Below are 15,635 nucleotides of genomic sequence, written 5' to 3'. Positions count from 1 at the left end.
CTTAAACGCCAAGCTCGCGCAACAGAACCTCAAGGTTGCGCTCACCCTCTTTAGTCTGGGCGCCGGCCTTAAGCCCACCGCGAATCAGCTGCTCCGCGGCCGGGTGGGCAAACAAACCCGCCCAGGCATCGTGCTCGCGACAAAAGCCCGCCCGCAAATTCGGCGCGGGCATCGCCTGCTTGGCCGCCGCGATAACCCCCGCAGGCAATGCCGCGATGTTGCGCGCTAACCGATCGACGAACGCATCAAGCTCGGCGGCGGGCAATGCGCGATTAATCCAGCCGTAGCGCTCTGCGGTTGCCGCGTCGATAAGATCGGCGCCAAGGATCACTTCAAGCGCGCGGCCGCGCGTCATGCGGCTCGTCAGGTATTGGGTCGCGCCGCCGCCGGGCGTAATGCCCATCAGGGCTTCGCACTGGGCAAGCCCCGCCCGCCCTTCCGCGGCGAAGGCCATGTCGGCCGCCGCCACGAACTCTGCGCCGCCGCCGCGCGCCAACCCGGCCAGCTTAACGAGGGTGACCTGCGGTTGGCTGCGCACCAATTCGCCAAAGGCCTGGAACGGATTAAGCCCCTCCGGCGCGTTGCGCGCCAGTTCATCGAAGGCGTGCGGCTCATCGATCAGGGTCATATCAACATGCGCAATGAAGAACTCGGGATCCGCGCTCTGAAAAACCAGTACGCGCGTGTCCGGATCGTCACGTACCGAGAGCAATAAACGACGCATTTCCGACATCAGAGCCACATCGAGCACGTTTACCGGCGGATTATCGATAGTGACCGTCAATACGCCGTGCGCATGAGACAACCTGAGCTTGCTGAAATCTGTATCTGTCATGTCCATGTCCTTTTTGCCTGGAGGATAGCGGTGCTGGATTTTCGCGCCGTTCGTCGAATGGTATACTTTGCATACCTGGCGTCAATTACGCACCTGAAGCATCCCAGGGATGCCGGAGGATACCTATGGATAAGACTGACCTGATCTACCACGCAGATTGCCCGAGCCGCATCGTTCTCGACCAGATCGCCGACAAATGGTCAATGATGGTGCTGGAGGTGCTGCGTGAGCCGCAGCGCTTTAACGCCATCAAGCGCCGCCTGGATGGCGTCACTCAACGCGTACTGACCCAAACGCTGCGCAAGCTGGAACGCAACGGCATGGTGAAACGCAAGGTGTTGGATGGGCGGGTGCTTGGCGTCGAGTATTCGCTGACGCCGCTTGGCGAATCCTTGCAGGGACCGTTCTCGATACTGTTCAACTGGACGCTGGGGAATATGGACGCGATTCAGGACTGCCAGCGGAGGTATGATGAGCAGAGCCAGCAGCTGCAGAATTGAGACTGGCTATAACTATTGCGCGGACCTGCCAAGCTGCCGGCGGCGCCAGGGTTAGCGGCGAGTTCAACTCGCCGATTCTGCAAGAGGCCGAGCAGGAAGGCTATCAGGTATTGAGAAAGCCGCTGGAGCCAGCGAAATTGCATGCTTTGTTGAGCCAGTGGGCATCATCCTGTTAACGGGGGTTAAGGAATGAGCACGAGCTTTCCTGAAGTCTTGCGATTCCACATTTCGGTATGGACGGTAGCCGCCTCGCGCAAAGGGTACTCGCCTCCGTTGAAGACCTTCAGCTTACCCTCGCGCACCCAATCGAACAGCGATGCCGAATGCGCGCGCAGCAATTCCTGTGTCCGGACATGGTGCAAGAATGTTGGATAACCGATCTTGATGCTTTTGGGTAGACTAAAAAGCTCAATGACTTTGGCAGCATCGAGTACCGGGCCGAACCAGCAGAAGGTTCCCGCGTAACGCAATACGTCCAGAGAAGACTGAAACGTTTCCTGACCCGACCCATCGAAGACGACATGTACGCCATGCCCATCGGTCAATCCCATTACGGCATCAACAAAGTCACCGTCGCTGTTCACAATGACATCATCGGCACCGGCCTCTTTCGCTATCGCCACCTTGGTATCCGATGAGACCCGAGCAATCGTCCGTCCTCCGCGCAATTTGATGATTTGAGTCAGTATGGAGCCGACACCACCTGCAGCCGCATGCACGAGTGCTATATCCCCTTTTTGTACAGGATAAAACTCGGTAGCGAAGTGGCTGGCGGTTAAACCATTCATCATCAACGACGCTGCGGTACGAAAGTCAATGTCGTCAGGCAACGCCACCAATGAGGCGGCGGGCACCGCAACTTTCTCCGCATAGCTGCCGGGCGCATATACCCAAGCGACACGATCACCGACAGCGAAATCACCGACACCCGCACCGACGGCGATGACTCGGCCAGCCCCTTCTACACCGATAACCTTCGGATTGGGCACGTCGTTCCAGGCCATGCCTTGCCGGACGCCGATGTCCATGAAATTCACGCCGGCGGCGGCGATTGCTACTACAACTTCGCCAGCCCCTGGCATTGGATCCGGGCGTTCGACGTACTCAAGCACGTTAGCATCACCCACCGCCTTCATCGTTACTGCTTTCATACTTACCTCCAGTTATTGAACGATCATTCCAGAAATGGTCAAAAAAATCAGCGCAACGCACTTATCGCAAGATGCCCCAACGCCCTTAATTCCGCGTCACCCACCCCCCCACGGGCCGAAAGACGTATACCTGCAATATTAGCGATCAGAAAACCCGCCGCGTGTCCGGCATCTAGCTGTGGCGCTATATCCCCCTGAACTTGCGCGTCTTGAATTTTGTTCGAGATCGCTTTGCGTAACCTGTTGCCGATACCTTCGCGCAGGCTCACCAGTTCCGGACTGGCGTTGCCGAACTCACTGAGCGAGCCTACCCCCAGGCATGGCTGGCGAGCTTCAATAACAATGCGTTCTATCATCGTTCGTATGCCATCGATGGCCCTGGGTCCGCGATTTAACGCGGTGAAGTGCGCCGCGCACTCGAGTTCGCTATAGCGACGTACAGCCGCGCAGTACAGCTGCCATTTATCGCCAAAAGTGTCATACATACTCTGCCGGCCAATCCCCATCGCAATGATCAACATGCTCGCCGAAGTCCCCGCGTAGCCATGTAAACGAAAGACGCCGATAGCAGCATCAAGCGCAGCTTCAACATCGAATTCTTTATTTCTCGCCATATCTCTCATCATCACAATACTGGAACGAACGGTCAATATTATAACGCAGGAAAAGCATTACGGCAGTAAGAAAAAATGCGCTTGCGCAATCAACGTTCAATCCACTGTATCGCAATGTATCTGCTCTTGGGCAGATTACACCCTGATGCAATAAACCTGCTTTATGCAAACAAACCCTATACACAGCCGTGCTCTCCTATAAGCGTTGTCACTTGTCGTCCATTTAAAGGAGATACCGTCATGCTACGTAAACTACTGCTGATCCCCCTGCTTATTTTTACCTCTGCGACCTGCGCCTGGTCCGAAGGCCTAACCGGGAGCAGTGCTGCCGACGTTGTCGGTCTCGCCGCCGTCGCCCCGCTCGAACATCCTCAACCGCCGGCCAAGCTGATTGTCGACGCTCCGCTGGCCGGCCCGCTGCGCAAAGGTGCCGTTTTTATTCAATACCGGGCGGAGAATCTGCGCATCGAACCGGTTTTCGGTCCTGAAGCGCTCAAGGTCACACCGCGTATCGGCCATATTCATGTCGTCCTGGATGACAATCCCTGGCACTGGGCGGATGCCAGCGGCGAGCCGGTGATTCTGGTTGGGCTCCCCGCAGGCAAACATAAAGTGACGATCATCCTTGCCGACCCTACGCACCAACCTCTCGACAGCAAAACCGTGGAATTTACCGTGCCGCCCCATGCGGCCGCTCCGCATGTAATGCATTAAGAGACGCGCATACATTAACAATCAGGTGAAATATGAAAAAGTTACCTAACGATTTACCCGATGAGTCACGCCGCCGCTTATTGATTGCGACGGCCGCAGGCGTAGCAGCGATAGGCCTGCTCGATAACGCGTTAGCCGCACCGAACACTACGGTGAAAATCGCAGATGACGGCAAAATTCATCCGTTTACCATCGCCATTGCGGATAGCGAGTTGATCGACCTTAAGTTCCGCCTGTCGAGAACCCGCTGGCCGGATCAGGAAACCGTCGGCGACGATTCACAGGGATTGCAGCTGCAAAAACTTCGCCCCCTGGTGGAGTATTGGGCGAGCGGCTACAGCTGGCGCAAAGTGGAAAGCCGGCTGAATAGCCTGCCACAGTACCTTACTCGCATCGACGGCCTGGCAGTGCATTTCATCCACGTGCGTTCGCGCCACCGCAACGCCATGCCATTGATTTTGACTCACGGCTGGCCGGGTTCAATGCTGGAATTTCTGAAGATCATTGGGCCTCTGACCGACCCTACGGCACATGGCGGCAATGCCGAAGACGCATTCGACGTGGTCATTCCCTCCATTCCCGGTTACGGCTTTTCGGAACGCCCTAAGGATACCGGCTGGAAACCGGCGCGCGTTGCCCGGATGTGGGATCAGTTGATGAAGCGCCTCGGCTATTCAGGCTACGTTTCGCAGGGCGGCGATCACGGCTCGGTCATTTCCAACGTGATGGGCCGCCAAGCGCCGGCTGGCTTGCTCGGTATCCATCTGACGATGCCCGCCACTGTCCCAGATGCGCTTATCTCTGCGATTAATGCGGGGCAGCCTTCCCCGCTGGCGTTGGCACCTGAGGAGCAGCGCGCGTTCGATAAGCTGAGCCGCTTCTTCACCCGCAACGCGGCATATGGCGCGATGATGGTGACGCGTCCCCAGACAATTGGCTACGCGCTGAATGATTCCCCGGTCGGGCTGGCGGCTTGGTCTTACGACAAGATTGCCCAATGGACAGACAGCCACGGCGAGCCGGAGCGCGTACTGACTCGCGACGAAATTCTTGACGACCTCTCTCTGTATTGGCTGACCAATACTTCAGCTTCAGCGGCGCGTTTCTATTGGGAAAATAACAACAATAACTTTAGTTCGGCCGCGCAACAAACACGGGAAGTCAAGGTTCCCGTGGCGATTTCCGTGTTCCCGGGAGAGATCTACCAGGCCCCGAAAAGCTGGTCAGAAAAGGCGTTTCCGACCTTGTTCTATTATCAGATTCCGCCGCGCGGCGGACATTTTGCCGCTTGGGAGCAACCCGACATCTTCGCCACCGAACTGCGCAATGCCTTCCGGCCGCTGCGCGACAAACTCTGATCTCGCTCGAATTGATTAAGGAACAAAAAATGAAATATTTTATTGGAAAATCAATGCTGGCAGCACTGGTTCTGACCACGGCCGGCAACGCTGCGGCAGCCACGTCGACGGCAGCGGATTATGCTGCGGCGTTTAAAGATCTTCATCACATTAACGCCGGCGTGCTGAACGTCGGCTACGTCGATATTGGCCCGCGTGAGGGAGAGGCGATTATTCTGCTGCACGGCTGGCCTTACGATATCAACAGTTATGCCGGCGTGGCTCCGCAATTGGCGGCAAAAGGCTATCGCGTCATCGTGCCTTACCTGCGTGGTTACGGCAGCACGCGATTTCTTTCGGCCAGTACGCCGCGCAATGGCCAACCGTCGGCGATGGCCGAAGACACGGTGGCACTGATGAATGCATTGGGCATCAAACAGGCCGTATTCGCCGGTTTTGACTGGGGCGCACGCACGGCAGATATTGTGGCTGCGTTATGGCCGGAGCGAGTGAAATCGCTGGTATCGGTCAGCGGCTATTTGATTGGCAGCCAGGAAATCGGCAAGAAACCGCTACCGCCGCAGGCTGAGCTACAGTGGTGGTATCAGTTCTATTTCGCCACCGAGCGCGGCCGCGAAGGTTATGCGAAAAATACCCATGACTTTGCAAAACTGATCTGGCAGCAGGCATCGCCGGGTTGGAAATTCAGTGACGCTACGTTCAACCAAAGTGCCAAAGCGCTGGATAATCCCGATCACGTCGCGATCACCATCAGCAATTATCGTTGGCGCCTGGGGCTGGAAAAGGGTGAGCATAGATATGATGCTTATGAGAAAAAATTAGCTGCGCTGCCGGTAATAAGTGCGCCGACAATCACGATTGAAGGTGATAACAACGGCGCGCCGCACCCCGCTCCGGAAGCTTATCGGGCGAAATTCAGCGGTAAATACGAGCACCGCACTTTTACCGGAAACATCGGACATAATCCGCCGGAAGAAGCGCCGAACGATTTTGTCAAAGCCGTGGTGGATGCCGCAGGAATGTAGGCGGGGAGGTAAAACAAAGTCTATTTTCATAGACCGGGCTGTCACAGCCGGTCTTTTTTGGTTTGGATGACGATCCCTTCGCACATTTGCAATCAGGAGTTTCATTTGGAGCATATTGATAACATTCTCGTCGTAGATGACGACCGCGATATCCGCGAACTCATCACCGACTACCTGATTAAATCGGGCTATCGCGCTACCGGTGCAGCCAACGGTCGTGAAATGCGGGCCGTACTCGCTAACAGCCACATTGATCTGGTGGTGCTGGATATCATGATGCCGGGCGACGACGGTCTCACGTTGTGCCGCCAGTTGCGTAACGATACGCAACGCAATTTGCCGGTACTGATGCTCACGGCGCGCAGCGAAGATACCGATCGCATCCTCGGACTGGAGATGGGGGCAGACGACTATCTGGTGAAACCCTTTGTCGCCCGCGAACTGCTGGCGCGGATCAAGGCGATCCTGCGCCGCACCCGGGCACTGCCACCTAACCTTCAAGTCACTGAGGTGGGGAGAATTATTGCCTTTGGCGACTGGCAACTGGATACTTCCGGACGACATCTTCTGGATAATGAAGGCACCATAGTGGCCCTGAGCGGCGCCGAGTACCGGTTGTTGCGCGTGTTTCTCGATCATCCGCAACGGGTATTGTCGCGCGATCAGTTGCTCAACCTGACTCAGGGCCGCGATGCCGAACTGTTCGAACGCTCCATCGATCTGTTGGTCAGCCGTCTGCGCCAGCGACTGCGCGAAGACGCACGCGAACCCGCCTACATCAAAACGGTGCGCAGCGAAGGCTATGTCCTCGCCGCGCCGGTGATCATTAAAGAGGTTAATCCATGAGGCTGTGGCCGCGATCCTTGCTGTCGCGTCTGCTGCTGATCGTGCTGTTTGGCCTATTGCTGGCGAATGGCATGACGCTGGTCAGCCTGATGATCGAGCGGATGAGCAGCGCAAAAAGCGTGATGTTGGGTAACCTGGAGTACGACGTGGCGACCAGCGTCGCGATCCTCGATCGTCTGCCCGCTGCAGAGCGGGCACTGTGGTTACCGAAGCTGGCTCGCAGCAACTATCGTTACGAGCTTTCAACAGGGCTGCCAGGCCCTTACCCCACAAGTTGGCGCTCGCAAGGCGCGGTACGCTCATTGCAGGAAACCCTTGGCGGCCGATATCAAATGAGCATCAGCGCCATTCCTGGCCCGCGTGAGCACATTCAGGTACACCTCACACTCCACGACGGCGCCCCCTTAACGCTCGATCTCTGGCCGCGCATGCCGGCTATCGCACGCTGGTTACCGGCTGTGCTGATCGGCCAGTTGCTGCTGCTGTTGGGCTGTGCCTGGCTGGCCGTACGCCAGGTGGTGCGGCCGTTTATCCGCTTTACCCAAGCCGTAGACGCATTGAAACCGACCTCGAACGCCACGCAAACCCTGCCCGAAAGCGGGCCGGTGGAAGTACGACAGGCGGCACGGGCCTTTAATGCCATGCAGATGCGCATTCAGGATCATCTGAAAGAGAGAGCGCAGATCCTCGCCGCCATCTCACACGATCTGCAAACGCCGATCACCCGCATGAAACTGCGCGTGGAGATGTCGGAACAGCCGGAGTTGCGCGACAAGCTATTGAGCGACCTGGACGAGATGAGCCGTTTGGTACGTGAGGGAATTGCCTTTGCGCGTTCGGCGGAAGTGCTGGAGGAAAAACGCCAGATCGTTAGCCTGAACGCTTTTCTCGACAGCATGGCCTGCGATTATCAGGACATCGATAAAGCGGTCACCTTCTTGCCTTGCCGCGGCGACGACCGCTTCGCGGTACGGCCACAGGCGCTGCGGCGCATCATGACCAACCTGCTCGACAATGCATTGAAATTTGGCAGCCATGCCGAAGTCACGCTTTCAACGCCGCAGCAGGGCCAGGTTGAACTCCACGTTCGCGACAATGGGCCGGGGATCCCTGAAAGCGAACTTCAGGCGGTATTGGCGCCTTTTTACCGCGTGGAAAACTCGCGCAATCGCCACACCGGCGGCACCGGGCTTGGGCTGGCAATTGCCTCTCAACTGGTGAGCCAGATGGCGGGCACCTTGACATTGAGTAATCTGCCGCAGGGTGGTCTTGATGCTCGTGTCACCCTGAGTGATGAGACATTGTAGCTTTCTGTATCTCAGCCGCCCCGATATAAGGATGCTGACAAATCCGGGCGGTTTTGGACACTTCGTGAACACAAGCGATGGGTTTAATGACTCCACTGCCAAATAACGCAGTCATCAATCCACTCCATGCCGTTTACGAGGTTAATTATGAAAAATTTCATGCTTGCCGCTGCTCTGCTCGCCCTCTCCACCGTCGGTACCGCCTATGCGGAAAACGACAAAAGCGTGGTGCTGGTGCACGGCGCTTTTGCCGACGGCAGCAGTTGGAACCGGGTCATTGAAAAACTGCAGTCGCGCAACATTGACGTGATTGCCGTTCAACTGCCGCTTACCTCGCTCCAGGACGATGTTGCGGCCACGCGCCGTGCCATTGCCCGTGCGCACGGTGACGTGGTGCTCGTCGGCCACTCCTGGGGCGGAACGGTGATCAGCGAAGCGGGCAACGATGCGCGCGTCAAGGCGTTGGTGTATGTGGCGGCGTTCGCTCCCGCCGACGGACAATCTACCGCCGAACTGGCCGACAGTTTTCCCGCCCCGCCGGGCAGCACGGGCATTGCCAAAACCGCGAGCGGTTTCCTCTATCTACCGCCTGCCTCGGTCGCCAGGGATTTTGCTCAGGACCTGCCGCCCACTGAGCAGCATATCCTGACCGCGACCCAGGGACCGATACGCGCCGCCGCTTTCGGCGACAAGGTGACCCACGCAGCCTGGAAGCAGAAACCCAGCTGGTTTGTGGTCAGCGCCGATGACCGCATGATTAACCCCGACCTCGAACGCGCGATGGCGAAGACCATTCATGCCAGGGTCACGACCGTAACTGCCAGTCATGTCTCTATGCTGAGCCAGCCCGATACCGTCGCACAGGTTATCACTCAAGCCGTCGATAAGCTTGACGCTCATTAACCCCATACGGATGAATATTATGTCGCTGATAATTGCTTTGTTGGCGGGCATGCTGACGCTGCTCAGCCCCTGTACCTTGCCGGTCATTCCGTTCGTCTTCGCCAGCGTACGCGGCAAAAAAGGCCAATTGACGGCCTTGCTCGCCGGGATGGTCATGATGTTTACTGCCGTGGCGCTGCTGGTTTCGGTCGCCAGCCATTGGGTGGCAAGCATCACCGCTGTCGGCCGTTGGTTCGCGCTGGCCTTCCTCGTGCTCACCGCCCTGACACTGCTTTCCACACGGGTTGCGCAGTTTATTAGCGCACCGCTGGTGTCGTTGGGCAATCGCGTCAATGACTCCAGCCGTCGTCACAGCGGGCTTATCGCGGCGCTGCTCGCCGGCATGGCAATTGGCTTGTTGTGGTCACCCTGCGCAGGCCCGGTGCTTGGGGCACTTCTTAGCCTTGCGGCAGTGGGTAAGGAGCCGGTTTCTGTCGGACTGCTGATTGCCGCCTACGGCAGCGGCTGCGCATTGATGCTGGCGTTGCTGTGGTGGGCGGGACACGGATTGATGACGCGTTTGCGCCCAGGGATGGCAATCATGGCGCGTCTTCGCCAGATCGCCGGGGGACTGATGCTGGCATCGGTAGCACTGATTGCCTCCGGCGCCCAGAACATCCTGCAAAGCGCACCGGCATTCACCCAAAATCTGGAGCAACGCCTCAGCCGGCACCTTTCGGTGCAGCAGCCCCGGGTACAACTACAGCCGGTGGTTGAACCGCAAATCACCCACACGCTGCCTTCGCTGGCGGGCGGCACCCACTGGTTTAACGGCGGCCCGGTAAGCAACGCCTCGCTAAAAGGCAAGGTGGTGCTGGTGGATTTCTGGACCTACGACTGCATCAACTGCCAGCATACGCTGCCGCATGTGCGCGATTGGGCAAACAAGTACCAGGCGGACGGATTGGTGGTGTTGGGAGTGCATACGCCGGAATATCCTTGGGAGCGCGACCCCGATGCGGTGGCGAAGGCCATCGCCAAATGGCGACTTCCCTACCCTGTTGTCGCCGACAACGACTACGCCATCTGGAACAATTTCGGTAACAGGTACTGGCCGGCGCATTACATTTTTGACGCAAGTGGAAAGCTGCGGTACACCGCTTTTGGCGAAGGTGACTACGCGAAACAGGAGCAGGTTATTCAGCAGCTGTTGAAGGAAACACGGGCCTGAATCCAGGGAGGGGCAAAAAACCCCTCCCTTAAAGGATTTATCAAGCTAACTTAGAACCACGCCTCAAACATGCCGCCGATATTCAGTGAATCCAGCCGCTCGTTGCCGGTGCCATCTACTTTGGCGGTATGCTCGTTATCCACCTGGCCGCCAGTCACGTAGAAGCGTAGCATCGGACGGAACTCCGGCCCCATGCCAATGGAGACGTTCTGCGACAACGTCAGCTTCCAACCCTTGTTATCCCCGCCCTGATCATAGTCCACGCGCTGATAACCCGCTTCCAGCCAGGTGGAATGCACATCGTTCCAGAAATACATCGGCCGCACGATGGCACCGTAGTTTTTACGGTTGTCGGTGTTGTCCTTGCCGTTATCGTAGTCGTGGAAGGCCAGCAGATATTCGATCTGCGCCTGCTGAGTGAATTTATGACCGCCCTCGAAGCTGGCGTAGACAGTGGTCAGGTCGTCGGTTTTGTTGTAGACGCTGTTATCCGAGTTGTCGGAGTAACGCAGAATGACCTTGTTCACCCCGCTGTCGTTGGAGTGGCTCAGTACCAGTCCGCCCTGCCAGGCATCGAGTCGCTCGTCGCCATCCACCGCTTTCGAGTCAAAGCCATAGTTGGCGTACACTTCGACGTCGATCGGCCCGGCCTTGATGCCGTGGGTTTTGGTCGTCAACGCGTAATGGCCGTTATCGCCGGTATCGGAGCTGCCAGTGCAGGTGATACGTGATGGGTTAGTCTCATCGGCCATGACTTCCGGGCTACAGGATTTCACCTGCGACACCGTCGCCACGTCAAACAGTACGCCGCCAATATCAAAGTTCTTCACCCCGGCCCCCTGGCCGTCGTGGTTCATCCAGAAGTAGTCGTTGATCCCCTGTTGCGGACGTTGGTGGAAATCGCGGCCAGCCCAGAGATAAGCATCCGGGTTCGATTCGAGTACGTTGGTGACGCCTACATAAGCCTTTTTCAGGTTCACTTCGTCGCTCCAGTGGTCAAACATGACGTTAATATCCCAGATGGCCCCTTTGGTGCTTTTGAAGGCTTTGCTGATCTGGAATTCGCCGCCGTTGCTTTCGTTACCCAAACGGCCGATCGCCGAAGCGCCGTTATAAGATCCGTCGACGCCGACATATTTCTGATCGCCGGTCTGGAAATGGGCGCCATAACGAGCGTAGCCGCTGAACTTGAGACCGAATGGAATCGCTAAATCCGGTGAGGCCGCAGTGGTTTGCGGGTTGGTAATGACGTCGACATTTTTATCGGCGGCGGCGGTGATTTTCGCCTGCCGTTCGGCCAGCGCTTTATCGACCGCTTTAGCGACGATGGCGTCAATCTGTTCCTGAGTGAATTCCTGCGCCTGTAGGGTAATAGGGCACAGCGCGGCCATAACCGCCATAGCTAAATGAATTTTTTTTACAGTTTTCATGGCTATCTCAAATTAAATATATTCTCAGAAAACAACCATCCCGTTTCGGTGTAAATAGAAAGAACGTCACCAAAACAAGTTGATTTTATTTTTATTTCTCAGAGGTAAAGTTAAATAATTAGCGTAGTGAGTGTCTCCGTAGTCATAATAATTAAATATTAACATTGATAGAGGTGAATAATTTATTCCGCTAATTCACGCACCAGCAAGGAACCCATCAGATAATTCTGTGCATACAGCATTATCATGGTCCTAGGCTGGCGCGCTTCGCCTGCACCTGCTCAATCAACCGGGTTGGTATCTGGTGCGACTGGCAGGCGTAACCATCGGCTTCCCTCAATAGAATTCAAGCTTCCTCAACTTCGTCTTTACGCACGGCGTGCAGCGCTTATCAGTAGCCCCCCTCCTCACCTTCATGGCCGGGCGTTGCACTTATTATCTGAATTCGCGCTTTATTACTTAATTAAATCGTGATTCACTTGCTTCCCAGCAATAAGTGTCATTCGCAATTAATGAATCACCAAGTTCACGATAATCGAAATTATAAAACTCTGCACTGGCAGAGTAACCAGAGTAGTCTACTACCGCAAGGCCAATGAACGCCCCGGTAAAGAACCCACCGTAACTTTGTAGTACGTAATCGTCCGAAAGAATTGCGGCATCTAATTTGACAGGAATTTCAGTGAAGTTCACCCCATCAAAACTATACTCGTAAGTATAGCTTTCCTTTCTAACTTTCGTGCGAAACCAGACATATTCTGTATATTCTGGGATCTTGATTGCTTCATCTTTCAGATATGATGTATATTTCCCACGATTATTCTCCCCTACCTCTATGACTGAACCATTAATTTCATTCCAGGTAATGAAAACAAAGCTCCAATGACGATCATTATAGTAATTCGTTAATCCTGCCATTTGTTGATAATTAAATGGATTAAATTTCACTTTAACTTGAGTATCAAAATAAAAGGCTTGCCAACGCCGGGCAATAAGCGATAGGTCATGAGTATTCGCTAAAGAACCTTGGCCAATTAGAGTCAATTTTCCATCGCCTGTTGCACCCATTTTTTCTGTGAACGGGACACGGAGGGTATTCCAGTTGAGATCGAGTGTCGAAGTTTTAAACTCATCTTGCTGGCTATGATCTTTTGCGCTTTGGGTATAAATGGCGTCCCTTGGCCCTTCGACAAAGGTTTTTCCGCCGTGGCCTCCTTCAATGCGTGGCCAGCCATCTTCATCCCAAAAAACTTTTTGGATAGACGTTTCTCTGCCAAGTGTTGACCAACCTCGGGGATCATAGACAGACTCACCAGCATGATTCCAAGGACGAGCGCAGAGCGAGGCATAATACCATTCTCCTTTGGGGGTTGAAACCAAACTGCCATGTCCCTGTTTTTGGATGTAGCTGTCTGGAGTATCTACGTTAGTTAAGAAAACCTCCCCTGGCGCTGTTTCAAAACTGTTGGCGTCCAAGGTATTTGAACGAGCAACAACTTCCTGGTGGGTAAATACTGTCCCCCCCTGGGCTGCAAAAAGATAATAATATCCGTTCAGTTTGTAGAGATGTGGCCCCTCAACAAGTGCAACGGCAGTGCCTCTATAAATGGTACGCGCTGTTTCTGGTTTTAATTTCAATGTCTTTGGATCAAACTCAGTTAACGTAATACCATTAAAGGGGTGATGGTACTCTCGATGGTCCCAGGTTTGTTGAACTAAATATTTACGGCCATCATCGTCATGGAAAAGTGAAGCATCAAAACCGACACCATTAAGTTTTATTGGATCTGTCCATGGACCATGAATATCTGTTGCGGTGGACAGGTAGTTTGTCATGTCTTTAAAGGCCCCTTCTGTGATTTTCACATCCGTATAAACCAGCCAGAATTTGCCATCGGCATAAGAGAGAGCCGGAGCCCAAATTCCACCGGATGAAGGATTTCCTTTCATATCTAAAAGAGCTGTTGTTGACAATGGGCTAGGGAGAAGATTCCAGTTTTCCAGGTCTTTTGACTCATGTAAACGAACGCCAGGGAACCACTCAAATGTAGAATTTGCGATATAATAAGTGTCATCTACACGGATAATGCTTGGGTCGGCATTGAATCCAGGCAATATGGGGTTTTGAATAAGTGACATAGGGTTTACCTTTTTTAAATGATCTTTTTACGTATTCATTAGTGATTTCAATTAACCAATTAATAACTATATACGTATTTCATCAAGCCGACGATTTATATCTGTGATGTTTTTATCTGAGATGGGATATAATTGAATGACGATCATCGATACAAAAGCTAAAGCTATTGGGATCCAAATCGCTGTCATATTTATTCCGGCGATAGCATTTGCATGTTGATGTGCACCTGCTTCGTTAAAGCCATAAACGGCCAGTAGCCAAAGTGGAACGGCACCACCAATAGTAAAACCAATCTTGAAAAAAAGCCCCATAATAGCATTAATGATTGCGGCATTTCGCTTACCTGATTTTAATTCGCCATAAGCAATAACTTCAGGTACAAGTGCCCACATGAAGCCGGTAGCCGAAGTTAAGCCCCATTGTTTAATAAATGTTGCGATATAAGCAAGCCAGAGTGCATCATGCATTCCATCGAGTGACCAAATGTAAGTCAAAAATTCTCCTACAATAAACATTCCAAGGAAAAGATGGAAGAATCCTTTTTTACCAAAAATTTTCTTGAGCCTTGGCCAAAAAATTGGAAATACAATACCTGGAATTGAGGCAACAAGGCCAACAGCCCCCATCCATTCTGAATGGCCGACAACAAACTGATTGAAAAAACCATTAACAGTGTTCATAAAAAACATGAATGTAAAGGCCAACATGAAAAAAATTCCGAGAACGACAAGCGGTCGATTATTTTTGAGTTCAAGGAATATATCTGTCGTTTTTACATTGGCAGATTGTTCTACTGTAGCTACAACGCGCTCTTTTGTTAATTTATAACAGAGTAAAAGTGCAACAGCCCCTATTATCATATAAACCGAGTAAACGCCAAACCAAGCGTAACCAGCTGATGGATCGGTATAGTTCCCCAGATTGAGCTCAAGTCCAAAAAATCCAGTATCCTTGATGCTTCGATCTTTCGGTGCTGCCATTTGTACAAACATTGGGAACAGGGTATAGACAAGAAGATTGGCACTGTTGGCCAACATCATTCGCGTACTTGTAAGTTTATCAATAGATTCAGGATCTCTTGTTAATGAAGCATTAAGAGAACCATAAGGGATATTCACAACCGAATAAACCAAATCCAGTGCAAAATAAACGACAAATGCAAAAGGAACTGAGCCTCTGACTTCGGGAATTGGTGCAAAAAGTAAAGTGGAAAGAATAACGAGTGGAATTCCTGCTCTTAAAAGCCAAGGACGATACTTTCCGGCTTTTGAACTCCTTTTGTCAACAAAAGTTCCAACAATAGGGTCCCAAAAGACATTGATAATTCTGACAAAAAGAAATATAAACCCTGCAGCTGCTGTGCTGATTGTATTTACAGTCAACATGTGAAGAGCAAGAAAGCCTCCTATCGTGCCAAAAACAAGGTTTTGGGCAAAGTCACCCATTCCATAACCAATACGTTCTCCACGAGTTAGTTTATGATACTCATCATGCCGACTTTGCATTATTTTTCCACTCATTTTAATCACATCTCCTGCCTCTTTTGTGAATGAGAAATACTTTCTGACACAGATTACCTCAGGGAATCCATTACGTTTTTAT

The 15,635-nt window shown here is 53.3% G+C and carries 14 protein-coding genes and 1 pseudogene; 8 read left to right on the top strand and 7 right to left on the bottom strand.

Going from position 1 to position 15,635, the window contains the following annotated elements:
* Window position 1: 1 nt before the first annotated feature.
* Entirely contained in the window at window positions 2–835 is an 834-nt protein-coding gene (locus QZQ97_RS17010) for an enoyl-CoA hydratase/isomerase family protein (protein ID WP_311994403.1), read from the bottom strand.
* Between the two features lie 125 nt (window positions 836–960).
* Between QZQ97_RS17010 and QZQ97_RS17005 the strand changes: the two genes are divergently transcribed.
* The gene (locus tag QZQ97_RS17005; RefSeq protein ID WP_311994402.1) at window positions 961–1,335 is read left to right on the top strand and encodes a winged helix-turn-helix transcriptional regulator; all 375 of its coding nucleotides are present in this window, start codon (window positions 961–963) and stop codon (window positions 1,333–1,335) included.
* 182 nt (window positions 1,336–1,517) lie between these two features.
* On the opposite strand, the gene QZQ97_RS17000 is transcribed toward QZQ97_RS17005, so the two are convergent.
* Both QZQ97_RS17000 and QZQ97_RS16995 read right to left on the bottom strand, forming a co-directional pair.
* The gene (locus QZQ97_RS17000; RefSeq protein WP_311994401.1) at window positions 1,518–2,486 is read right to left on the bottom strand and encodes a quinone oxidoreductase family protein; all 969 of its coding nucleotides are present in this window, start codon (window positions 2,484–2,486) and stop codon (window positions 1,518–1,520) included.
* A gap of 47 nt (window positions 2,487–2,533) precedes the next feature.
* Window positions 2,534–3,100 (bottom strand): TetR/AcrR family transcriptional regulator, encoded by a 567-nt coding sequence (locus QZQ97_RS16995; RefSeq protein ID WP_311994400.1) that lies wholly within the window; start codon window positions 3,098–3,100, stop codon window positions 2,534–2,536.
* Window positions 3,101–3,340: 240 nt separating this feature from the next.
* Here QZQ97_RS16995 and QZQ97_RS16990 point away from each other — a divergent pair, with 240 nt between their 5' ends.
* The 7 genes from QZQ97_RS16990 (at window position 3,341) to QZQ97_RS16960 (ending at window position 10,463) form a co-directional block, all read left to right on the top strand.
* The gene (locus QZQ97_RS16990) at window positions 3,341–3,814 is read left to right on the top strand and encodes a DUF6130 family protein (protein WP_311994399.1); all 474 of its coding nucleotides are present in this window, start codon (window positions 3,341–3,343) and stop codon (window positions 3,812–3,814) included.
* 32 nt (window positions 3,815–3,846) lie between these two features.
* Window positions 3,847–5,172, top strand: coding sequence for an epoxide hydrolase family protein (locus QZQ97_RS16985; RefSeq protein ID WP_311994398.1), 1,326 nt, complete (start codon window positions 3,847–3,849; stop codon window positions 5,170–5,172).
* A gap of 53 nt (window positions 5,173–5,225) precedes the next feature.
* Window positions 5,226–6,197, top strand: a complete 972-nt coding sequence (locus QZQ97_RS16980) for an alpha/beta fold hydrolase (protein ID WP_442995263.1) — start codon at window positions 5,226–5,228, stop codon at window positions 6,195–6,197.
* 105 nt (window positions 6,198–6,302) lie between these two features.
* The gene (locus tag QZQ97_RS16975; RefSeq protein WP_311994396.1) at window positions 6,303–7,043 is read left to right on the top strand and encodes a response regulator; all 741 of its coding nucleotides are present in this window, start codon (window positions 6,303–6,305) and stop codon (window positions 7,041–7,043) included.
* Window positions 7,040–8,350, top strand: a complete 1,311-nt coding sequence (locus QZQ97_RS16970) for an ATP-binding protein (protein ID WP_311994395.1) — start codon at window positions 7,040–7,042, stop codon at window positions 8,348–8,350. Before QZQ97_RS16975 ends, QZQ97_RS16970 begins: the two co-directional genes overlap by 4 nt.
* 147 nt (window positions 8,351–8,497) lie before the next feature.
* Window positions 8,498–9,253, top strand: coding sequence for an alpha/beta hydrolase (locus QZQ97_RS16965; protein WP_311994394.1), 756 nt, complete (start codon window positions 8,498–8,500; stop codon window positions 9,251–9,253).
* 19 nt (window positions 9,254–9,272) lie between these two features.
* Window positions 9,273–10,463, top strand: coding sequence for a cytochrome c biogenesis protein DipZ (locus QZQ97_RS16960; protein ID WP_311994393.1), 1,191 nt, complete (start codon window positions 9,273–9,275; stop codon window positions 10,461–10,463).
* A 50-nt stretch (window positions 10,464–10,513) separates the two neighbouring features.
* On the opposite strand, the gene QZQ97_RS16955 is transcribed toward QZQ97_RS16960, so the two are convergent.
* The 4 genes and pseudogenes from QZQ97_RS16955 to QZQ97_RS16940 all read right to left on the bottom strand — a co-directional run bounded on the left by QZQ97_RS16955 (window position 10,514) and on the right by QZQ97_RS16940 (window position 15,538).
* A complete protein-coding gene (locus QZQ97_RS16955) occupies window positions 10,514–11,893 on the bottom strand; it encodes a carbohydrate porin (RefSeq protein ID WP_311994392.1) in 1,380 nt (459 codons plus the stop codon).
* Window positions 11,894–12,075: 182 nt separating this feature from the next.
* A pseudogene (locus tag QZQ97_RS16950) lies at window positions 12,076–12,278 on the bottom strand (PTS lactose/cellobiose transporter subunit IIA).
* Window positions 12,279–12,352: 74 nt separating this feature from the next.
* Window positions 12,353–14,032: a glycoside hydrolase family 43 protein gene (locus QZQ97_RS16945; RefSeq protein WP_311994391.1), complete on the bottom strand. Its 1,680-nt coding sequence runs from the start codon at window positions 14,030–14,032 to the stop codon at window positions 12,353–12,355.
* A 66-nt stretch (window positions 14,033–14,098) separates the two neighbouring features.
* Window positions 14,099–15,538 carry an MFS transporter gene (locus tag QZQ97_RS16940; RefSeq protein ID WP_311994549.1) on the bottom strand — a complete coding sequence of 480 codons (1,440 nt, stop codon included), beginning with the start codon at window positions 15,536–15,538 and terminating at the stop codon, window positions 14,099–14,101.
* Between the last annotated feature and the right edge of the window lie 97 nt (window positions 15,539–15,635).

This window comes from Serratia sp. root2, assembly GCF_031931805.1.
In the GTDB taxonomy this organism is placed as follows: domain Bacteria; phylum Pseudomonadota; class Gammaproteobacteria; order Enterobacterales; family Enterobacteriaceae; genus Serratia; species Serratia inhibens.
The sequence above is the reverse complement of the archived record's forward strand: the minus strand, read 5'-3'. Positions and strand labels throughout refer to the sequence as shown.